Raw genomic sequence first — 21,063 nt, forward strand, 5'->3', positions numbered from 1 at the left:
TTCCCTCGTGTTCAGACGTCGATCGCGGACTGGTCGACCCGGGCGGCCGACTCGACGAGCCACGCCCGGCGCGGCTCGACCTTCTCACCCATCAGCAACTCCAGCGCGGCCTCCGCGGCCTCGGCGTCGTGCATGGTGATGCGGCGCACCGAGCGGGTGGCCGGGTTCATCGTGGTGTCCCACAGCTCGTCGGCGTCCATCTCGCCCAGGCCCTTGAACCGGGGCACCGGCTTGACCACGGTCTTGCCCGCCTTCTCCAGCCGGGCGACCCGCTGCTCCATCTGGCGCTGGGTGAAGGTGAAGTGGGTCTCGGGGTTGCGGCCCCTGGTCATCACCTTGTGCAGCGGCGGCATGGCGGCGTAGAGGCGGCCGTCCTCGATGACCGGGCGCATGTACTTGGCGAACAGGGTGATGAGCAGGGTGCGGATGTGGGAGCCGTCGACGTCGGCGTCGGCCATGAGGATGACGCGGCCGTAGCGCATGGTGCCGAGGTCGAACGTGCGGCCGGTGCCGGCGCCGAGGACCTGGACGATCGAGGCGATCTCGGCGTTGCGCAGGGTGTCGGCGAGGCTGGCCTTCTGCACGTTGAGGATCTTGCCGCGCAGCGGGAGCAGCGCCTGGTACTCGGAGACGCGGGCCATGCGCGCGCTGTTGTGGACGAAGACGCCGGCTTCGAGGGCGAAGTTGTGGTAGCCGTCCACGGTGAGGTCGTACACGTCGGCCGTCTCGGTCAGCGGTTCGACGGAGGCGACGGTGTGGTTGACCCGGCTCGCGGCATCGCGGAGACGGGACAGGTCGCCGTCGAAGCCGTCGAGGAGGCGGTCGAAGCGCAGGCCCGTGCGCGCGGTGGCCAGGCGCTCCTCCTCGTAGGCGGCGCCGAGTGCGGCGTCGTCGAGCCGGAGGAGGGGGCGCAGTCGCCTGAGGGCGGCGAACCGCCTGCCCTCCTGCTGCCGAGCCACGCGTTCGGCCTTGGAGACGGTCTCCACGTAACGCCGCCGACCCGCCTGGGCTGCGGCGAGGTGGCCGCTCGCGGGGTCGAGCATCCGCTCCTTCATGCGCGCGGAGTGCTCCCGGCCGAACTCGGGGTTCTCCTGGTGCCAGGCGGCTACGGCAGCGCGCTGCCGCTCGCGGGCGGCGGGGTCGGCGTACTGCTCGGTCGTGGTCCGGGAGCGCCAGGCGCGCAGGTCGGCGTCCTGCCACTGGGCGAGGGAGCGGTCGCTCCACTGCCGCCGACGGGTGGGGTCGGCGAAGAAGTCGCGGACCCGTTCCGCGGTCCGGGCACGGTGCTCGGGGTCGCTCCAGTAGGCGGCCTGCCGCTCGCGCATCCGCTCGGCGTACTCGGCGCGCTCGTCGTCGGTGAGCGAGCGGTACCAGTCCTGGAAGCCCTGCTCGATGCGGCGCCGGAAGGCCGGGTCGGCGTTGAGCGCCGCCAACCTGGCCAGGCAGGACTCCCGGAACGCCGGGTCGCGCCACTGGGCGGAGAGCATCGCGGACTTGAACTCCAGGCCGCCTGCGGCCAGCCACGCCCGGTAACCGGCGTGGACGTGCCCGCCCATCATCGAGGCGTGCAGGGCCGCGTGGTCTTCCCAGGTCATGCGCCGCAGGTTGCGCGGGTCGTTGTTGCGCTTGTCGACGTCCACGTGGTGACGCACGGTGCCGTTCTCGGCGCTGTCCAGGCCGTTGCGGAGGTTGTGGGCGTCCGCCAGGTAGTGGGTGTAGACCCACTCGGCGCGGTCGTTCATCCAGATCCGCTCGTAGCCGTCGAGCTTGTCGCCCGCCGCCTTGGACGAGACCGACCGGTACAGCGGCATCAGCGAGTCGCCGGCCTGCAACCGGTCGGCGCGGCGGTAGGAGCCGTCGCGCAGCCGGAACAGGTGGTCCGGGGTGCAGCGGACGGATTCACCGGTGTCGAGGGTGACCCGGACGAGCGGCGCGGCGCGCTTGGTCAGCCGGGGTTCGACCAGCGGGGCGACGACCACGCGGCCGGCCCTGTTGGTGGCGTAGCCGAAGTGCGTGACACCCCGCTGCCAGTCCGCGGCGAGGTCGGCGAAGCTCATCGCCCGGCCGGAGGCCAGCGCGACCGTCGTGTCGCCGGTGAAGCAGCCCAACGCGCTGTCGCCCTCGACGAGGAACAGCTCGCTGCGCGCCACCCCCGTGGTGCGGCAGTCGACCAGCTTGGGCGGCATCGCGGCGCCCTCCAGCGCCGTCTTGCGGCGGGCCGCGTCCTTCTGCTGCTTCTGGGTCAGCCGGACGCGGGCGGCGTCGACGACCTTCTGCAGGACGATCTTGGCCTCGCCCTTGGTGCGCCGGTCCTCGGTCCACGCCCTGATGTGCTTCTCGACGATGCCCTGGGTGACCTTGGTGATGCCCGCGGTGGACAGCTCGTCCTTGGTCTGGGAGGTGAACTGGGGTTCGGGGATGCGCACGTGGACGACGGCGGTCATGCCCTCCAGCACGTCGTCGAGGGTGGGTGGGTCCTCCTTGGGCTTGAGCAGGCCCCTGGTGCGCCCGATGGCGTCCTGCACGGCCTTGAGCACGGCCCGCTCGAAGCCGCGCCGGTGGGTGCCGCCGTGCACGTTGCGGATGGTGTTGGTGAAGCACTCGACGGTGCGTTCGTAGCCGGTGCCCCAGCGCAGCGCGATCTCGACCTCGGCCTGGCGCTCGACCTTGGACCGCATGACGCCGTTCTCGTCGGCGGCGTTCTCGTGGTAGACGCCGTCGCCGGTGATCAGGAGGGTGCCGGAGACGGACTTGTCGTTGGCGGGTGCGAGGAAGTCGACCATGTCGGTGACGCCGCCGGGGAAGTGGAAGGTCTCCTCGCCGGTGGTGTCACCGGTGGCGTCGCGCAGCACGTAGGTGACGCCGGGCACGAGGAAGGCGGTGTTGCGGAGCTTGGCGCGGACGGCCTCGACGTCGAGGGCGGCGCCGTTCTCGAAGTAGCGGGCGTCGTGCCAGTACCGGATGGAGGTGCCGGTCTTCCTGGTGCGGCCGGTGACGCGCAGGCCGGTCTGGCGGGTGAAGGCGGCGTCGGGTCCGGGGCCGTCGAAGACGCCGGGCACGCCGTGGGCGAAGGACATCTCGTGGGTCTTGCCCTCGCGGCGCACGACGACGTCGAAGCGGTGGGCGAGGGCGTTGACGGCGGAGGCGCCGACGCCGTGCAGGCCGCCGGAGGTCTTGTAGCCGGAGCCGCCGAACTTGCCGCCGGCGTGGAGCCTGGTCAGGACGAGTTCGACGCCGGAGAGGCCGGACTTGGCGTGGACGCCGGTGGGGATGCCGCGGCCGTCGTCGTCGACCTGGACGCTGCCGTCGGCGTGGAGGGTGACGACGACCTTGGCGGCGTGGCCGGCCACGCCCTCGTCGGTGGCGTTGTCGACGATCTCGGTGAAGAGGTGGTTGACGCCCCTGCTGTCGGTTGACCCGATGTACATGCCGGGGCGCTTGCGAACCGCTTCCAGACCTTCGAGGTGGGTCAGGTCGTCGGCACCGTACAGGATCTCAGCGGTCACCGGGTCGTTCTCCCCAGGTCGTGGCGTATGTCGAGCGGTTCACGGTAGAGGAGGGTAGTCAGTGGGTCCGACAATTCCGCGTGAACCTCGGCGGGGCCGGGGGTGACGTGGCGCGCGTCGGCACGCCCCGGACCTGCGTTGATCCACTGTGGACGGCCTGTGAGCACGGGCGGAAGGCGCGCTGCTCCCGGGGTGGCCGGGTCCGCGTAGAGTGCGGGCGGTCCCGCGCAGTACCTGCCTGGAGGGCGTCCTGATGTTCCGACGTGCCGCGCCGAAGGAGGCCGCTCCGCCCGTGGAGCCCGTGCCCGTGGTCGAGCCCGAGCCCCTGCCCCAACCCCCTCCCCCGCCGCCGGCGCCCGAGCGGTTCTCGGCCTCGTTCGCCGGGGCGACGCTGGTGGTGGGGCCGCCCGGCGGTCCCGGCCAGCAGGCGGTGGCGCTGGCCCGGTCCCTGCCGGTGGACCGGGGGCGGACGGTGGTCGTGGTGGACCCGCCGCACGGTGACGAGGTGGCGTTCTGGCCGGTGGTGGCGGCGGCGTTGCAGGGCCGGGGTCCGGTGCGGCTGATGACGTCGTACTCGGGGTCGATGCGGCCGACGGCGCCCGCGCAGTGGCTGTCGGAGCAGGTGCAGGCCGAGGTGGTGGCGCCGGACGGCGCGGTGACCACGGTGCCGGGTGCGGCGTTCGTGGTGGGCAACGGCGGGTACGGGTGCTGGCTGCGGTTCGTGCCGGGGTCGTCGCCGGTGCCGATGGGCCGGCGGTTCCCGGTGCCGCAGTGGGAGGCGGTGGACCCGAACGCGCCGTGGCCGACGGGCGAGGTCGGGGTGTCCGAGCCGATCCCGGCGGGGCTGTGGCTGCGGGCGCAGCGGGCGCCGTTCGACCCGCAGGCGCCGGAGGTCCGGGCGGTGCTGGGGCTGCCGTGCCGGGACAACGTGCTGACCGTGGTGGTCGGCGGGCCCGGTCAGCCGCCGATCCCGGTGGAGGAGGTGGGCCGGCTGCTGGGCGGGCTGTCGTCGGCGGCGCGGTCGCGGGTGCGGCTGGTCTGGTACGGCGCCGAGCACCAGGCGCAGGCGGTGGCCGACCAGCTGGGCGAGCCGATCTCGCTGTACACGGGCCTGCCGGTGGGGTCGCTGCGCACCGGGGCGGCCGTGGTGGCGGTGAACCCGCGGGGTCAGCAGACGTGGCGGCCGTACGTGACGGAGGTGCGGCACTCGCCGGGCGGGCCGCCGGTGGTGTCGGGCTACCGGGTGCCGGTGGCGGGGCTGGTCGAGCGCGGTCCGGGGATCTTCGACCTGGGTGGCGGGGTGTACCTGGAGGTGGTCCCGTCCGGGTTGTGGGTGCGGGACGCGGAGGACATCAGCGCCGAGGTGCGGGCGCTGCCGGTGGACCCGGAGTGGGCGCGGCTGACGGTGGGCACGCCGGGCCGCACGACCGCGGGCGCGGTGGCGGTGGCGGGCGCGTCGCTGGTGGAGCGGCTGGAGCCGGAGGTGCGCAGGCTGCTGAAGGTGGTGTTCTGCGACCCGACGCCGCCGGTGCGGCCGCCGGTGGCGGAGGAGCCCGCGGTGGACCCGGTGGCGGAGGTTCCCGAGCCGGACGCGGTGGAGGCGCCGGTGCCGATCAGCGTGGACGGGCCGCTCCAGCCGCCGCCCGCGCCGGTGTGGGGTGAGCAGCTGGGCGACGAGGTGGTGCCCGCGGACCACCGCAGCACCGAGCCGGAGCGGGACGCGCTGCGCCGGATGCTGGGTGAGCGGTACGGGGAGCACGCGGCGGTGGCGTGCCGGCACATCGTGTCGCGGCCGGAGGACCCGGAGGCGTTCGAGGCGGTGGTGACGGACCTGGCCGCGGTGTCGGCGTGCCTCCAGCAGGACGAGGAGATCCTGGTCGAGGCGTTGCGGACCGGGAAGCTGGGCCGGTTGTGGCCGTACGCGGCGTCGGTGGTGTCGGGCCTGCGGCGGTTGCCGGTGCACCAGGGGGTCACGGTGTGCTGGGGCGAGGCGCACCGGTACCGGACCGGGGACGTGCTGGTGGAGCACGGCCTGCTGAGCACGGTGGCGGGGCCCGCGGTGCCGGTCGACGGGCGGGTGGAGTTCCTGCTGTGGTCGATGACCGGGCGGCGGGTGTCGGTGGTGGACTCGTTCGGCAGCCTGGTGCAGGAGCGGGTGGTGTTCCCGCCGGGGACGGCGTTCAAGGTGCTGGCGGTGGTCGAGGCGGAGGAGTCGGCGGCGATGCAGGTGATGGCGCAGGAGGTGGTGGGGCGCCACCACGAGCTGCCGCCGGGGGTGCTGGGGACCCTGGAGCGGGCCGCGATGGCGCTGCGCAACCACGCTCGGGCGACGGCGGGCTAGCGGGGGCGGGCCGGGCTGCCCGACCCCGAGCTGCCCGACCCCGAGCCACCCGATCTGATCGCCGCGCAAGCCGAGCAGCCCGACGCCGCTCAGTAGGCGTTGGCCCGGTCGGCGAACCCCGGCGCCAGGACCGCCCCCCGCGCCGCCGGGTAGGAGATCCGCTCCGGGTCGCCGTCCGAGGTGTAGCGGCTCGCCGGGGCGGCGGCCAGCTTGTCCAGCCACGCCGTCGAGCCGTACTCCGCCTCGTGGCCCGCGGCGTCCTGGGACCGGATGCGGGGCGTGTTGAGCGGGTCGAAGTCGGTCGAGTGGGGTGACGGCGCCGGGTTCGCGCCGACCAGCAGGACGCACGCGTGGTCGTACGACGCGCCGGCCGCCGTGCCGCGGCGGGCGAGCTCCCCGTTCGCGGGCACCGCGCCGAACGGCAGCGCCAGGCTCGTCACCCGGGAGTCGGGCAGGGCGCGCTGGATCTCGCGCTGGCCCAGCGCGATCGCCTCCCGCACCTGCGCGTCGCCCACCGAGGCCAGGTTGGTGTGGTCCAGGGTGTGGTTGCCGATCTCGAACCCGTGGTCGCGCAGCCACGGCAGCACGCCCGCGCCGTCGGCCGAGCCGAACGGGGCGGCGTTGACGTACAGGCTCGCCACCGGGCGGAAGCCGGGGTGGCGGGCGGCGACGTCGAGCAGGATCGCGACCGCGGTGCCCGGCGCGGGCCCTCCGTCGGGGCCGAGCGCGAACTGGGTGGGGTCGCCGTCGTCGAAGGTCAGCACGACCGGGTGCCTGCCGGCGGGGATGTCGATCCGGCCGGTGGCGTACTCGGTGGTCGTCACCGGCACGTAGCCCTCGGTGGCCAGCCGGTCCAGCTCGGCCCGGAACGCCGCGGGGGTGCGGTCGTAGACCGACTCGGTCCGCTCGACGATCCGGTGGTACATCAGGATCGGCACCTGGCCGAGCTCGTCGGCGCCCACCGCGGCCGGGTCGGGGGCGGCGGACGAGGGGGCGGCGGCCGGGCGCGCGGAGGACGCCGGCGCGGCGACGGGCTGGAGCGCCGGCTCGGGTTCCCCGCCGCACGACCAGCAGGTGGCGGCGACGATCGCGAGCACGGTGGCGGTGGTCCTGGACGACCGGGGTGCGCTGTTCACCCGTCGATCGTGACCCGTGCCGGGCTGCCGGATGGACTTGTGCACACGTTCGTATGAGGTCTGGTTTGGGGGTGGGTGGGGTCGGCTAGTCGCTGGTGGTCCGTGCCGTGCCGAGAGCGGAGCTGCCGATGCCGGATTCACCCCGAAAGATGAAGCGCTTCCTGATACCGGCCGTCGGTGTCGTGGTCCTGCTGCTGGTCGCCGGGGTGGTGACGACGATCGTGCACTCCCGGGGCGTCGGTCTGGCGGTCACCGACCTGGACGACGGCGCCGTGGTCACCCCTTCGGGTGTCGAGCGCGTGTCCATCACCACCGCGGACCCCGGCGAGCTGCACCGTGTCAGCGTGCAGGTGGACGGGCGCCCCGTGGAGGCGCGACGCGAGGACGGGCGGATGACGCTGGCCGGGGTCGACCTGGCGGAGGGCGAGCACACGCTGTCGGTGCGCGCGGCCAACCCGCTGCCGTGGCTGCCGGACGTCTCGGCGGAGCGCCGGTTCTCCGTCGACGCCACCCCGCCCGCGCTCGCCGTCGAGTCGGCCGGGGCCGAGTCGCTGCGCGGCCCGGTCACGGTGCGCGGCACCGCCGAGGGCGCGGAGACGGTGACGGTCGGGGACCAGCGGGTCCGGGTCGCCGACGGCAGGTTCGAGGTGTCGCTGGCGAGCGTGCCCGCTCAGGTGCGCGTCACGGCCGACGACGCCGCCGGCAACAGCCGGCAGCAGGAGGTGCCGGTGAGGGTCACCCACCCCGGGATGCGCGCGGTGCACATGAGCGCCGCCGCGTGGGCGACCCCGTCGCTGCGCGACCCGGTGCTGGCGATGGCCCGCGAGGGCCGCATCGACACCGTCCAGCTCGACATCAAGGACGAGAGCGGCGAGATCGGCTACCGGTCGCAGGTGCCGCTGGCCCGCGAGATCGGCGCGACCCGCGACTACTACGACGCCCGCGCGGTGCTCGACGAGCTGCACGCGGCGGACGTGCGGGTGGTCGGCCGCCTGGTGGCGTTCCGCGACCCGGTCCTGGGCAAGGCGTCGTGGCAGGCGGGCGCGCGCGACCGGCTCGCCCAGAACACCTCCGGCGCGCCCTGGTCGGCGCACTACGGCGAGTACGCGTTCACCAACTTCGCCAACAAGGAGGTCCGCGACTACAACACCGCCATCGCGAAGGAGGCCGCCGAGCTGGGCTTCGACGACGTGCTGTACGACTACGTGCGCCGCCCGGACGGCCCGATCGGGCAGATGTCGTTCCCCGGCCTGACCGGCACCCCCGAGCAGTCCATAGTGGACTTCCTGCGGGACAACCGGGCGGTGCTGCGGCCGCTGGGGACCTACCTGGGCGCGTCGGTGTTCGGCATCGCCGCGAACAGCGGCACCGACATCGCCCAGGACATCCCGGCCATCTCGGCGCAGGTGGACTACGTCGCGCCGATGGTCTACCCGTCGCACTGGGGTCCCGGCGAGTACGGCGTGGACGACCCCGACGGCAAGCCGTACGACATCGTGAAGGCGTCGGTCGAGCACTTCGTGCGGCTGACCGAGGGCACCGGGGCCACCATCGTGCCGTGGCTCCAGGCGTTCTCCCTCGGCCACCGCTACGGGCCGGGTGAGATCCAGGCCCAGGTCGTGGCCTCGCGGGACGTGGGCGTGCCGTCGTTCCTGCTGTGGAACGCGGCCTGCACCTACGGCTCGGCCGGGTTGGAGCCGGCGTGAGGGTCCAGCCGTTCGTGCCCTACCTGACCGGGGTGTGCCTGGCCGCGACCGCGCTGCTGGCGCTCGAACTCCACCAGGGTGAGCGGCCGACCGCCGGTGAACCGGCGGCGCAGGTCCCGCCGCCGCCGTCGAGGGCGGTGGCGGGTGCCCGGTCGGCGGCGCCCGTCGCGGAGCCCGAGCGGTTCCGCACCGACGCCGACCTGCCCGCCGGCCCGCCCGTGCCCCAGCGCGGCGCGGGCACCTGGCGGGTGGTGCCGGGGTCCTTCGGCACCACCGGGACGCCGTACTCGGTGGAGGTGGAGGACGGGGTCGTGCCGCCGCGGGGCGACGCGCCGTTCGCCGCCGTGGTCGACCACGCGCTGGCCCACCCGCGCGGCTGGCGCTCGGCCGGGCACGCGTTCCGCCGGGTCGACGCCTCCGGTTCGCCGCAGCTGCGCATCCGGTTGACCTCGCAGGACACCGCGCGGGCGCTGTGCGGCTTCGAGCTGCCCTACGACACCTCGTGCCGGATCGGGTCGAGCGTGTACCTGAGCGCGGCGCGGTGGCTGCGCGGCGCGCACGCGTTCACCGGGAACCTGCGCGGCTACCGGACCTACGCGGTGAACCACGAGGTCGGGCACTTCCTCGGGCACGGGCACGAGACGTGCCCGGTCGACGGCGCGCCCGCGCCGGTGATGATGCAGCAGACGTTCAGCACGGCCAACGACGAGCTGGCCGCGATCACCTCCGGCACCGACCAGGGCGTGGCGATCACCCCGGACGGTCGGACGTGCGCGCCGAACCCGTGGCCGGCCCGCTGAGCCGCCCGGCGTCCCCGAGCTCCCGCCGCCACCGGACCTCGCCGTCGTGCCGCTCGTCGGTGGGCGCGAGCCCGGCCGCGGCGGCGACGGCGGCCGACGCGCGGTGGTCGGGGTGGACGTGGGCGACGACGGTCCGCACGCCCCGCCGGCCGAGCAGGTCGACGAGGCCCCGGGCCGCCTCGGTCGCGATGCCGCGCCCCTGCCAGGGCGTCCCCACCACCCAGGCGACCTCGGCGAGCGGACCGGTGACCGTGGCCTGGACGGTGCCCGTCAGGCAGCCCTCCGCCCGGAGCCGGACCACCCAGTTCAACCAGGAGACGGCGGAGTCCGGCGAGCCCTCGGCCAACCGCCGGTAGCGCGACCGCAGGGCTTCCGGGGTGGCCGGGGTCCCGCCGGTGTAGGTGTGCAGGGCCGGGTCGGCCAGCACGGCGGCCATCTCCTCGGCGTGCTCCACGCGCAGCGGCAGCAGGTCGAGCCGTCCGGTGCGGATCTCCCCGGTGCGGATCTCCCCGGTGCGGATCTCCCCGGTGCGGATCTCCCCGGTGCGGATCTCCCCGGCACGGATCTCCTCGGCTCCGGGGGCGCTCACGCGGCACCGGTCCGCGCCGCCGTGACCACGACGGTGGAGCAGCGCACCGCGACGCTGCCGCCCACCGCGTCGATGGCGGCCCCGACGCCCTCCAGCACCCGCGCCAGCACCTCGGCCGGGAGCCGGGTGTGCAGGCCGGTCGTGGGCAGCAGGTCCAGCCACTCGGCGCGGGTGCGGGTCCGCTCCCCCTCGAACCGCCACCGCTCCGGCTCGTCGAACGCGCCCGCCGCCCGCACCCCGTCGGCCGCCCGGTCGCACATCAGCTCGTAGCCGTCCGGGCCGGCCGCCCCCGGTCGGCGGACGACGGGCGAGTCCGGCAGCACCCGCCGGTAGACGGCGGTGAACGCCTCGGTCGCCTCGGGCGACGGGTGCTCGACGTTCCAGAACACGGCCAGCCGGCCGCCCGGCCGCAGGACCCGCGCCGCCTTCGCCGCCCCGGCGACCGGGTCGACCCAGTGCCACGCCTGCCCGGAGACCACGGCGTCGAACACCCGGCCGGCGGGGTCCCAGTCCTCGAACGCGGCCACCTCGACCTCGTGCCCGCGCCGCCGCGCCCACCCGGCCATCCGCGGGTCGACGTCGACGCCGAGCACCCGGCTGCCGGCCGCCTCGAACTGCCGGGCCGCGATGCCGGTGCCGATGCCCACGTCGAGCACGTCGGGTCCGGGTGCGGTGGCGACGATCGCGGCCACCGCGGCGTCGGGGTAGCGGGGGCGGGCCCGGTCGTAGCGCCCGGGGTCCACGCCGAACGATCCGGCCACGTCCTTGAGCTGGTGCAATTCGGGTAACGTCTGCTCAGTGGGCATCCGCCCACTATGAGTGGGCAAGCGCCCACTCGTCAACCGGGAAAGGGGGCGCAGTGCCGACCGGCGTAGCCATCCGGGACGTGCGCGAGCAGCTGTTCGACGCCGCCGAGCGCATCCTGCTGCGGGCCGGGCCGAGCGCGTTGACCAGCCGGGCCGTCACCACCGAGGCGGGCTGCGCCAAGGGCGTGCTGCACCGGCACTTCGAGGACTTCGACGCCTTCCTGGCCGCGTTCGTGCTCGACCGCGTCGACCGCCTGGACGCCCGCGCCGCCGCCCTGGTGGGGTCCGCCGGGACCGGGACCGTCGTCGACAACCTGACCGACGCGCTGAGCGCGCTGTTCGGGTCGGTCGCGGTGGCGATCGTCGCCCTGGTGAGCTTCCGGGACGACCTGCGCGCCCGGCTGCGGCGGACGTGGCCGGCCGGCGTCCCGGTGCTCACCGAGGCCGTCGCCGTGATCGACGCCTACCTCACCGCGGAGCGCGACCTCGGCCGCGTCTCGGCCGACGCCGACGTGGCGCTCCTCGCGCCCACCCTCATCGGGACCGGTCACCTGCTGTTCGCCGACCGCGGGGCCGCCCCGCCGGAGCGGGAGGCCGTGCGCAGGGTGGTCGCCTCGGTCGTCGCCGGCGTCCTGCGCGAGGGGTGAGCGCGGGCCTGGCAAACCCAGACGGGGGTGAACTCGAACAGGGGGTGGACGCCACCGCCGTGCGGGACGCGCCTCCCGCACGACGGCAGCCCGCGGGTCACCCCGCCGCGCCGCCCGAACGGGCGTGCTGCTCGGCGACCAGGTCCCGGTACCAGTGGAAGCTCGCCCGGGGCGTGCGGACCAGCGTCTCGTAGTCCACGTGCACCAGCCCGAACCGGGGCTTGTACCCGTGCGCCCACTCGAAGTTGTCCAGGAACGACCACACGAAGTACCCGCGCAGGTCGATCCCGGCGTCGATCGCCGCGCGCGCCGCGTCCAGGTGGTCGCGCAGGAAGTCCACGCGCTCCTGGTCGACGAACCCGGGCCGGTCCGGGAACACGCCGCCGTTCTCGGTGATGTAGACCGGCGGCAGGTCCGGGTAGCGCTCCTTGAGCCCCACCAGGGTGTCGGTCAGGCCGAACGGCTCGACCGGCCAGCCCATCGCGCTGCGCGGCACGTCGGGCAGCCGGGTGGTGTCGATGCCGATGTCGATCGACGTCCGGGTGGCCGGGTCCGGGTCGCGGTGCGGCGCGTCGGCCACGTGCTGCCGGTAGTAGTAGTTGATGCCCACGTAGTCCAGCGGCTGGGAGATCACGCCCAGGTCGCCGTCGAGCCGGAACGAGGCGTCGGTGACCCCGGCGAAGGTCTCCAGGTAGTCGTCGGGGTAGCGGGTGGAGAACAGCGGGTCGGTGAACTGGCGCCGCAGCAGCAGGTCGTGCCGCCGCGCCGCCGCCACGTCCGCCGCCGACGAGCTGACCGGCACCGACGGCGACTGGTTCAGCACGATGCCGAACTCGTGGTCGGGCCGCCGGGACCGCATCTCCCGCACCGCCAGCCCGTGCGCCACCAGCAGGTGGTGCGCGGCGGCCAGCGAGCCGTGGCCCTCGCGGGCGCCCGGCGCGTGCCTGCCCTCGCCGTAGCCGACGATCGAGGACACGTACGGCTCGTTGAACGTGGTCCACCTCGACACCAGGTCGCCCAGCGCGTCCTGCACCACCAGCGCGTAGTCGACGAACCGCAGCGCGGTGTCGCGCACCCGCCAGCCGCCCTTCTCCTCCAGCGCCTGCGGCAGGTCCCAGTGGTAGAGGGTGAGGAACGGCTCGATCTCCCGCTCCAGCAGCGCCTCGCACAGCCGCCGGTAGAAGTCCAGGCCCCGCTGCTCGACCCGGCCCTCACCGGTGGGCATCACCCGCGACCAGGCCACGGAGAAGCGGTAGGCGTCCACGCCCAGCTCGCCGAGCAGCGCCACGTCCTCGGGCATCCGGTGGTAGTGGTCGCACGCCACCGCGCCGGTGTCACCGCCCGCGACCGCGCCCGGCACCGCGCCGAACGCGTCCCAGATGGACGGTCCCCTCCCGTCGGCGTCGACCGCGCCCTCGATCTGGTACGACGACGTGGCGACGCCCCAGCGGAAACCCAGGGGGAAGTCGGTCATCCCTTCAACGCTCCTTGCATGATGCCGCCGACGATCTGCCGGCCGAACAGGAGGAACACCGCGAGCACCGGCAGGGTGCCGATGGTCGCCGCGGTGAGCACGAGGGTGTAGTCGGTGGTGTAGCCGCTGGCCAGGGTCGACAGCGCGGTCTGCACGGTCGGGTTCTCCGGCGTCAGCACCACCAGGGGCCAGAAGAAGTCGTTCCACGCCTGCATGAAGGTGAACAGCCCGAGCACGGCGGCGGCCGGGCGCGCCGCGGGCAGCACGACGTGCCAGTACAGCCGGATCGAGCTGCACCCGTCCATCCGCCCCGCCTCCAGCAGCTCGTCGGGCACGGCCCGCTCGAAGTACTGGCGCATGAAGAACACGCCGAACGCGGTGACCAGGCCGGGCACGATGACCGCGTGGATCTCCCCCGCCCAGCCGAAGTCGCTCATCATCATGTAGAGCGGGATGACGCCCAGCTCCGTGGGCACCGCCTGGGTGGCGACGACCAGGAGCATGAGCGCGGACCGGCCGCGGAAGCGGAGCTTGGCGAAGGCGAACCCGGCGAGGGTGGAGAAGAACACCACGGACAGGGTGATCGTCCCGGACACCACGATCGAGTTCCACAGCGCCAGCGCGAAGTCCGACTGGTCGAACACCCGCGCGATGTTGTCGAACAGGTGGCCGCCGGGCACCAGCACCGGCGGCACGCTGTCCACCTTGTCCGGTGTCTGCGAGGACACCACCAGGGACCAGTACACCGGGAACGCCGAGCCGGCGAGCACCGCGATCAGGGCCGCGTAGGTCCAGGGTCCGGGCAGCCGCACCGCGCGCCGCCGCCGCTTCCCGGACGGGGCCCCGGCCGGGGCGGGCCGTTCGAGCACGCTGGTCATGATCTCCTGGCCTTTCAGTCGGTCCGGATGCGGCGCGCGGCCAGGTAGCTCAGGCCGGTGATCGCCACGGTCGCGATCAGCAGCAGCCAGGCGATGGCCGAGGCGTAGCCGAAGTCGAACTTGGCGAAGCCCTGCTCGTACAGGTACAGCGCGGCGGTCTGGAACTGCCGGTCCGAACCGCCGGTCGCCGCGCCGGAGCCGGGGTTGAACAGCAGCGGCTCGGCCAGCAGCCTCATGTTGCCCGCGGTGGCGATCACCGTGGAGAAGATGATCTGCGGGCGCAGCATGGGCACGGTGATGCGCCAGAACTGCTGCCAGGCGTTCGCCCCGTCCAGCCGGGCCGCCTCGTACACGCTGCTCGGGATGGCCTGCATGGAGGCCAGGAAGATCAGCGCGTGGTAGCCGGTCCAGCGCCACACCACCATCGCGGCGATGGCGGTGTGGGAGCTGGCGGTGCCCGCCTGCCAGTCGATCCGACCCGCGCCGAACAGCTCCAGCACCCAGTTGATCAGGCCGAAGTCCCGGCCGAACAGCTGCGCGAAGATGATCGTCACGGCGGCCACCGAGGTGATGTTCGGCAGCAGCACGCCCATCCGGAAGAACGTCCGGCCGCGCAGCCGCCGGTTGAGCAGCTGCGCGATGCCGAGCGCGAACAGGATCTGCGGGACCGTGGTGAACAGCCACAGGCTGAGCGTGTTGCCCATCGCGTTCCAGAAGTACGGGTCCGCGGTGAGCAGCTGGACGTAGTTGTCGAGCCCGATGAACGTCGCCGCGTCGCCGTCGAGCAGGTTCCGGTCCTGCATCGACACCCAGGCGGTGTAGAGCAGGGGGAACAGGCCGAACACCGAGAACAGCAGGAAGTACGGCGCGACGTAGGCGTAGGGCGCGTACCGGGTGTCCCAGCGGTGGCGGCGTTCCCGCCAGGTGAGCTCCATCAGCCCTCGAGCTTCTTCGCGTCGGCGACGAACTGGTTCCAGGACTCCTCCGCGCCCTGCTTGCCCTGCTCGACGCGCAGCATGGCGTTGCCCAGCTCGGTCTGCACGTCACCGGCCTTCGGGCCCTGGTACTGCGGCTTGAGGGCGCGCGCCGCGGCGGTGAACACCGCGCCGACCGGGGCGTTGTTGAAGAACGGGTCCTGGTACTGGCCGACGGACTGCTCGCTGAGCGCCTTCGTGGTCGAGGGCAGCAGGTTGTTCGAGGCGAAGACCCGGGACTGCTGCTCGGGCGCGGTCAGCCAGGCGGCCAGCTCGACGGCCTTCTCGGTGTTCTTGCCCTGCTTGGGCACGGTCAGGTAGGAGCCGCCCCAGTTGCCGCCGCCGCCGGGCACCGTGGCCAGGTCCCACTTGCCCGCCGTGTCGGGGGCCTGGTCCTTGATCTTGGCCATCTGCCACGCCGGGCAGATCACGGTGGCGAACTGGCTCTGCTTGAAGCCGGTGTTCCACTGCGGCGTGCTGTAGAGCAGGCCCGCGGAGAGGCCGTCGGCCACGCCCTGCGCGACCAGGTCCCAGCCGGCCTTGATCTCCTGGTTCTCGCCGACGACGATCTTGTCCTCGCGGTCGTAGTACCCGGTGGGCGCCTGACCGACGATGGCGTTGAGCAGCGACGGGCCGCCGTCGAACCACTTGGTGCCCTCGGGCGCCCCCGACTGGAACTCGCGGCCCTTGGCCATGAACGCCTCCCAGTCGGGCCACAGGGCCGACACGGCGTCGCGGTCGGCCGGGAGACCCGCGGCCTCCAGCAGGTCGCGGCGGTAGCAGATGGCCAGGCCGCCGATGTCGGTGCCGTAGCCGATCTGCTTGCCGTCCTTGGACAGCGAGGCTTCCCACTTCCAGTCCAGCCAGCGGTCCTTCAGCTCGGGGCCGAGCTCGACGAACCGGTCCGGGTTGGCCTTGAACTGGTTGATGTAGCCGGAGTCGACGGCCTCGATGTCCGCGGCGCCGTTGTTCGTGGCCAGGTGGGCGGCCAGGTTCTTGTGGTGGTCGGCGTAGGAGGCGGTCCGGTCGGTGATGTCGACGTCCGGGTGCGCCTTCTCGTACTCCTCGAACAGCTGCTGGTAGCCGAAGTTGCCGAACATGCCGACGGTGATCCTGGTCTTGCCGTCGCCCGCGTCCCCGCCGCAGCCCGCGAGCAGCGAGGCGGTGAGCAGGCCGACGCCGATGGCGGTCCCGGTTCGTCTCATGGTGGCGGTTCCCTTTCCTCTTTTGGGCAAGCCGGATGCGCGGAGGGTCGATCCGGGGGTTTCCGGCGAATACCGACCGGGTCCAGAACGCGGCCGGTGTGGTCTACATGACAACCGCGGCGCGCGATACCGTCAAGTAACGAAGCGATAACCCGCCCGTTTCAACCATCCGACGTTTGCGCAGGTGATACGTTGTCCACCCTGGTCAGGGACCGCTCTTGTAGGCTCTGTAACCGGTTACAAAGAAGGGCCGGAGATGACCACGATCCGTGAGATCGCCCAGCTCTGCGGGGTGTCGGTGGCGACCGTTTCGCGTGTTTTCAACCAGCCGCTCACGGTGAGCAAGGAAAAACGCGAAGTGGTCGAGCGGGTGGCCCGCGAGCTGGACTACCGGCCCAACGAGTCGGCCCGCGCCCTCGCCACCAAGCGCTCCGGCCTGATCGGCCTGGTGTGGGACACCGACCACCGGCGGCCGGGCTGGCGGCACCCGTACCTCCAGGAGCTGCTGATCGGCCTGAAGTCGGCGCTCAGCGCCCACGGCTACCACCTGCTGATGCTCGCCACCAGCGGCTCGGCGGCGCTGCGGGCGGTCGGCGCGTCCCTGGCCGACCCGGTGGCGTACGTGAACATGACCCGGCGCCACCACCTGGGCGGGCTGGTGCTCATCGACAGCGGCTCCGACGCGCCCGCGTTCACCGCGTTCGCCCAGTCCGGCCTGCCGTGCGTCGCGGTGGACGTGGCCGTGGACGGGCCCCGTGCCACCTTCGTGACCTCGGACAACGCCCAGGGCGCGCACCAGGCCGTGCGGCACCTGGTGGAGGCCGGGCACCGCCGGGTCGCCACCATCACCGGGCCGGGCCGCAACCTGCCCGCCGCCGACCGGCTGGCCGGCTTCCGCGCCGCGGTGGCCGGGGCGGGGTTGGCGCTGCCCGACGAGTACGTGGTGGAGGGCGACTTCTACCGGCCCAGCGGCCAGGCCGCGATGCGGTCGCTGATCGCCCTGCCCGAGCCGCCCACCGCGGTGTTCTGCGCCAGTGACGAGATGGCGGTGGGCGCGCTGCTGGCCGCCCGGCACGCCGGCCTGCGGGTGCCCGACGAGCTGGCCGTGGTCGGCTACGACGACATCGAGCTGGCCGCGCTGGTGGACCCGCCGCTGACCACGGTAGCGCAGGACAAGGCGGGGATCGGGGTGGCCGCGGCGCGGGCCGTGCTGACCATGGTGCACGGCGGCGCGACGCCCGAGCCCGCGTTCCTGCCGACCAGGCTCGTGGTGCGCGCCTCCAGCCGCTGAACCGCGCCGCCCCGGGCACGGCGGGAGGCCGCCGCTCCCCGCACGTGACGCGGGGGGCGACGGCCTCCAAGTGGTGGGCGGCGGCCTTCAGGCTGCGAGCGGCGGTCTCCCGCGCCCGGCTCAGGGCCGGCTGTCGTCGGGCAGCCGCCCCTCCGGGTCGTCCAGCAGCCGGGCGGCGTCGGAGTCGACCCGGGGGCTGCCCGCCTCGTCGGCGGCCTGGCCCCGGCGCTCGGCCTCCGCCAGCGCCTCGTCGGCGCCGCCGGGCGTCAGGTCGGCCACGTCGTCCAGGCCGACCACGCCCTCCTCGCGGGCGATCGAGTCCTCCTCCAGCGGGTTCGGCTCCCGGACCTCGGCGGTGACGTCGGGCTGCTCCTCGCCCAGCCGCTCGTCCAGCGGTCGGGGGGTCCGCAGCTCGCGCGGCGTGGTCCCGTACTTGTCCGCCCCGCTCCAGTGCTCCGGCGGGTCCATCCCCGCCTCCAGCGGGTCCTGCCGGAGGCGGTCCTCGTCCAGGTCCTCGGCGCTGTTCAGCGCCGCCGGGTCGGTCTCGACCGCGTCGGGCGAGCCGGTGTCGTGCGGCGGCGTGTACGAGTCCTGCGTGTACTCGTCCTGCTCGTTCGAGGTCATGGGCCCGTGTACCCGTTCCGCCAGGTTCATTCACCTGGCTCGGTGATGATCACTCGTCGTGCTTGCTCTCGCGGTCCGTCGGGGCCAGGTACTTCTCGGTGGTCTTGTCGACCCCGGTGCCGCCCTGGTCCCGGTTGCGGATCGAGTAGTGCGACTCCGCGCGCATCCGCTCGACCATGTGGGGGTAGTGCAGTTCGAAGGCCGGTCGTTCGGAGCGGATGCGGGGCAGCTCGGTGAAGTTGTGGCGGGGCGGAGGGCAGGAGGTCGCCCATTCGAGGGAGTTCCCGAACCCCCACGGGTCGTCGCGGCCCGCCGGGTCGCCGAACCGGTAGCTGCGGAACACGTTCCAGATGAACGGCAGCGTCGACGCGCCCAGCACGAACGCCGCGATCGTGGAGATCGTGTTGAGCGTGGTGAACTCGTCGATGGGCAGGTAGTCGGCGTAGCGGCGGGGGAAGCCCTGGTTGCCCAGCCAGTGGTGGACCAGGAACGTGCCGTGGAAGCCCACGAACGTGGTCCAGAAGTGGACCTTGCCCAGGCCCTCGTGCATCATCCGCCCGGTCCACTTGGGGAACCAGAAGTAGATGCCCGCGTAGGTGGCGAACACGATCGTGCCGAACAGCACGTAGTGGAAGTGCCCCACCACGAAGTACGTGTCGTGCACGTGGAAGTCGATCGGCGGCGACGCCAGCAGGATGCCGGTCAGGCCGCCGAACAGGAACGTGACCAGGAAGCCGATGGCGAACAGCATCGGCGTCTCGAAGGTCAGCTGCCCCTTCCACATGGTGCCGATCCAGTTGAAGAACTTGATGCCGGTCGGGATGGCGATGATGAACGTGGTGGCGGAGAAGAACAGCAGCAGCACCGCGCCGGTGGCGAACATGTGGTGCGCCCACACCACGACCGAGTACAGCGCGATCGCGATGGTGGCGTAGACCAGGCCCTTGTAGCCGAACAGGGGCTTGCGGGAGAACACCGGCAGGATCTCGGTGACGATGCCGAAGAACGGCAGCGCCACGATGTAGACCTCGGGGTGGCCGAAGAACCAGAACAGGTGCTGGTAGAGGATCACCCCGCCGTTGGCCGGGTCGAACACGTGCGCGCCGAGCTGCCGGTCGGCCAGCAGGCCCAGCAGCGCGGCGGTCAGGATCGGGAACGCGATGATCACCAGCAGCGAGGTGACGAGGATGTTCCAGGTGAAGATCGGCATCCGGAACATGGTCATGCCGGGCGCGCGCAGGCACGCCACCGTGGTGATCATGTTGACCGCGCCCAGGATGGTGCCCAGGCCGCTGACCGCCAGGCCGGTGATCCACAGGTCCCCGCCGGGGCCGGGGCTGTGGGGCGCGGTGCTCAGCGGCGTGTAGGCGGTCCAGCCGAAGTCCGGGGCGCCCGCCGGGGTGAGGAACGAGCTCATCGCCATCAGGCCGCCGAACAGGAACAGCCAGTAGGAGAAGGCGTTGAGCCGCGGGAACGCCACGTCCGGGGAGCCGATCTGGAGCGGCAGGATGAAGTTGGCGAACCCGAACACCACCGGTGTCGCGTAGAGCAGCAGCATGATCGTGCCGTGCATGGTGAACAGCTGGTTGTACTGCTCGTTGGACAGGAACTGGAGCCCGGGGCGCGCCAGCTCGCCGCGCATCAGCAGCGCCATCAGGCCGCCGGCCAGGAAGAACCCGAACGCCGTCGTCAGGTACATCAGGCCGATCAGCTTGTGGTCGGTCGTGCGGAACAGCCGCAGCAGCGCCGACCCCTTCGAGGCGCGCCGCGCCGCCTCCACGGGCACGATCGGCGTGGGCTTGAGCGTGGTCATCGCGGTGCGCCGCCGCCTTCCCCGATCGCCTCGCGCCCCACGTCCTCGGCCTCGTACCGGGGCTCGGTCATGGCCCCTCCTTCCGGTCGCACGGGCAACGCGCGGTGAGTTGCCCGCCCGGGAGGTCGCAAACTCATCCTTTCGAGGGTTCACCCGACCCGGTTCACCTGGCCAGGTTCACCCGGCCGGGCTCACCTGAGCCGACTCAGCCGAGCCGGTTCAACCGGGCCGACTCACCCGGGCCGACTCACCCGGCCACCAGCAGGCCGGCCCCCGCGACCGCGAGCAGGGAGCTCGCCGTGAGGACCCAGGGGCCCAGCCGCTGCCAGGCGGCGATCCGCCGGGCGTCCCGCAGCCGGTGCGGCTCGGCCGCGGACCACCGGCAGGCCAGGGCGAACACGCCGAACCCGCCCAGCCACAGCAACCCGGTGCAGACCAGCACCGCGCCCAGCTCCGCCCCCGTCACCGGCCACCCAGCAGGGGTCGGACCAGCCGGTGGATCTCGGGCGAGGGCTCCAGGCCCAGCTCGGTGCGCAACCTGACCCGGTAGGCGGTGTACTGCCGCAGCGCCTGGGCCGGGTTCCCGTCGGCCAGGTGCAGCTCCACCAGGGTCCGGTGGGCGCTCTCGCGCAGCGGGTCGGTCTGCACCGCCGCCAGCGCCGCCTGGTGGGCCCGGTGCCGGTCGCCCGCGGACCGGAAGCGGGTGCTCAGCACCTCCAGGGCGCGCAACCGCGCCTCGCGCCACCAGTCCTGCTCGGCGTGCAGCCACGGGTGGTCCCAGCCGGGCAGCAGGTCCGCCTTCAGCAGCGCCACCGCGTCCGCGTCGGGCACCCGCTCGGTCACCGCGACCGCGTCCGCGAGCCGGCAGGCCCGGCGGAAGTCCACGTCCACCGCCGCGCCCAAGAACAGGGTGTCGTCGACCGTCTCGACCAGCGGCTCGCCGGGCTTGGCCAGCCGCCACAGGGTGGACCTCAGGCACGCCGCGGCCCGGCGCGCGGTCGCCTCGGGCCACAGCAGCGCGGCCACCACCGCCCGGCTGACCGGTTCCTCGCGCACCGCCAGGAGGGCGAGGAGCTTGCGCACGCTCGGCAGGACGTGCACGCGCGCTTGGTCGTGGTCCATGCCGAAGCCGTTGAGCAGGTGGAGGGTGGTCCGGGCTGGCGCGTGGGTGTCGCTCATGGGGGCAGGACCCGTCTGCTTCGAGGGTGTGTCGGGGTCGTTCGGGTGCCCTCAGATTGCCGCACCACACCACCCGGATCGATTTTTTCGCCCA

General features: G+C 73.2%; 17 protein-coding genes and 1 pseudogene. 6 read left to right on the forward strand and 12 right to left on the reverse strand.

The window, feature by feature from the left end:
* Positions 1-11: 11 nt before the first annotated feature.
* Positions 12-3,506 (reverse strand): ATP-binding protein, encoded by a 3,495-nt coding sequence (locus Q5530_RS00805; RefSeq protein ID WP_415359987.1) that lies wholly within the window; start codon positions 3,504-3,506, stop codon positions 12-14.
* A gap of 253 nt (positions 3,507-3,759) precedes the next feature.
* Here Q5530_RS00805 and Q5530_RS00810 point away from each other — a divergent pair, with 253 nt between their 5' ends.
* A complete protein-coding gene (locus Q5530_RS00810) occupies positions 3,760-5,847 on the forward strand; it encodes a hypothetical protein (RefSeq protein ID WP_415359989.1) in 2,088 nt (695 codons plus the stop codon).
* 89 nt (positions 5,848-5,936) lie between these two features.
* Here Q5530_RS00810 and Q5530_RS00815 read toward each other — a convergent pair whose 3' ends face one another.
* On the reverse strand, positions 5,937-6,983 hold the full coding sequence (locus Q5530_RS00815) for a polysaccharide deacetylase family protein (RefSeq protein WP_415359990.1): 1,047 nt from the start codon (positions 6,981-6,983) through the stop codon (positions 5,937-5,939).
* A 149-nt stretch (positions 6,984-7,132) separates the two neighbouring features.
* On the opposite strand from Q5530_RS00815, the gene Q5530_RS00820 reads away from it, so the two are divergent.
* Both Q5530_RS00820 and Q5530_RS00825 read left to right on the forward strand, forming a co-directional pair.
* Complete coding sequence (locus Q5530_RS00820; RefSeq protein ID WP_415359991.1) at positions 7,133-8,689, forward strand: putative glycoside hydrolase; 1,557 nt, start codon at positions 7,133-7,135, stop codon at positions 8,687-8,689.
* The gene (locus Q5530_RS00825; protein WP_415359993.1) at positions 8,686-9,489 is read left to right on the forward strand and encodes a DUF3152 domain-containing protein; all 804 of its coding nucleotides are present in this window, start codon (positions 8,686-8,688) and stop codon (positions 9,487-9,489) included. Before Q5530_RS00820 ends, Q5530_RS00825 begins: the two co-directional genes overlap by 4 nt.
* Here Q5530_RS00825 and Q5530_RS00830 read toward each other — a convergent pair.
* Positions 9,440-9,958, reverse strand: coding sequence for a GNAT family N-acetyltransferase (locus tag Q5530_RS00830; RefSeq protein WP_415360442.1), 519 nt, complete (start codon positions 9,956-9,958; stop codon positions 9,440-9,442). The genes Q5530_RS00825 and Q5530_RS00830 overlap by 50 nt on opposite strands.
* On the opposite strand from Q5530_RS00830, the pseudogene Q5530_RS00835 reads away from it, so the two are divergent.
* A pseudogene (locus tag Q5530_RS00835) lies at positions 9,935-10,015 on the forward strand (hypothetical protein); the annotation flags it as partial. The gene Q5530_RS00830 and the pseudogene Q5530_RS00835 sit on opposite strands and share 24 nt — an antisense overlap.
* A 59-nt stretch (positions 10,016-10,074) precedes the next feature.
* Here the strand turns inward: Q5530_RS00835 and Q5530_RS00840 are convergent.
* Positions 10,075-10,884, reverse strand: coding sequence for a class I SAM-dependent methyltransferase (locus Q5530_RS00840; RefSeq protein ID WP_415359995.1), 810 nt, complete (start codon positions 10,882-10,884; stop codon positions 10,075-10,077).
* Positions 10,885-10,937: 53 nt separating this feature from the next.
* Between Q5530_RS00840 and Q5530_RS00845 the strand changes: the two genes are divergently transcribed.
* Entirely contained in the window at positions 10,938-11,531 is a 594-nt protein-coding gene (locus Q5530_RS00845) for a TetR/AcrR family transcriptional regulator (RefSeq protein ID WP_415359997.1), read from the forward strand.
* 97 nt (positions 11,532-11,628) lie between these two features.
* On the opposite strand, the gene Q5530_RS00850 is transcribed toward Q5530_RS00845, so the two are convergent.
* Genes Q5530_RS00850 through Q5530_RS00865 form a run of 4 tightly spaced genes read right to left on the reverse strand, consistent with a single transcriptional unit; the run spans position 11,629 to position 16,062 of the window.
* Positions 11,629-13,005, reverse strand: coding sequence for a GH1 family beta-glucosidase (locus Q5530_RS00850; RefSeq protein WP_380637207.1), 1,377 nt, complete (start codon positions 13,003-13,005; stop codon positions 11,629-11,631).
* The gene (locus Q5530_RS00855) at positions 13,002-13,883 is read right to left on the reverse strand and encodes a carbohydrate ABC transporter permease (RefSeq protein WP_380637208.1); all 882 of its coding nucleotides are present in this window, start codon (positions 13,881-13,883) and stop codon (positions 13,002-13,004) included. Before Q5530_RS00855 ends, Q5530_RS00850 begins: the two co-directional genes overlap by 4 nt.
* Positions 13,884-13,897: 14 nt before the next feature.
* Positions 13,898-14,818 carry a carbohydrate ABC transporter permease gene (locus tag Q5530_RS00860; protein ID WP_380637209.1) on the reverse strand — a complete coding sequence of 307 codons (921 nt, stop codon included), beginning with the start codon at positions 14,816-14,818 and terminating at the stop codon, positions 13,898-13,900.
* The gene (locus tag Q5530_RS00865) at positions 14,818-16,062 is read right to left on the reverse strand and encodes an extracellular solute-binding protein (protein ID WP_380637210.1); all 1,245 of its coding nucleotides are present in this window, start codon (positions 16,060-16,062) and stop codon (positions 14,818-14,820) included. Before Q5530_RS00865 ends, Q5530_RS00860 begins: the two co-directional genes overlap by 1 nt.
* 256 nt (positions 16,063-16,318) lie before the next feature.
* Between Q5530_RS00865 and Q5530_RS00870 the strand changes: the two genes are divergently transcribed.
* On the forward strand, positions 16,319-17,353 hold the full coding sequence (locus Q5530_RS00870; protein ID WP_415360001.1) for a LacI family DNA-binding transcriptional regulator: 1,035 nt from the start codon (positions 16,319-16,321) through the stop codon (positions 17,351-17,353).
* Between the two features lie 120 nt (positions 17,354-17,473).
* On the opposite strand, the gene Q5530_RS00875 is transcribed toward Q5530_RS00870, so the two are convergent.
* From Q5530_RS00875 to Q5530_RS00890, 4 genes are all read right to left on the reverse strand, one after another.
* Complete coding sequence (locus tag Q5530_RS00875; protein ID WP_380637212.1) at positions 17,474-17,977, reverse strand: hypothetical protein; 504 nt, start codon at positions 17,975-17,977, stop codon at positions 17,474-17,476.
* 49 nt (positions 17,978-18,026) lie between these two features.
* Entirely contained in the window at positions 18,027-19,790 is a 1,764-nt protein-coding gene (ctaD, locus tag Q5530_RS00880; protein WP_415360003.1) for a cytochrome c oxidase subunit I, read from the reverse strand.
* A 247-nt stretch (positions 19,791-20,037) separates the two neighbouring features.
* Entirely contained in the window at positions 20,038-20,256 is a 219-nt protein-coding gene (locus tag Q5530_RS00885) for a hypothetical protein (RefSeq protein WP_415360005.1), read from the reverse strand.
* Positions 20,253-20,969 (reverse strand): AfsR/SARP family transcriptional regulator, encoded by a 717-nt coding sequence (locus Q5530_RS00890; RefSeq protein WP_415360006.1) that lies wholly within the window; start codon positions 20,967-20,969, stop codon positions 20,253-20,255. The genes Q5530_RS00885 and Q5530_RS00890 overlap by 4 nt, the downstream gene beginning before the upstream one ends.
* Between the last annotated feature and the right edge of the window lie 94 nt (positions 20,970-21,063).

This window comes from Saccharothrix sp. BKS2, assembly GCF_047689505.1.
Taxonomy (GTDB): domain Bacteria; phylum Actinomycetota; class Actinomycetes; order Mycobacteriales; family Pseudonocardiaceae; genus Actinosynnema; species Actinosynnema lopnurensis.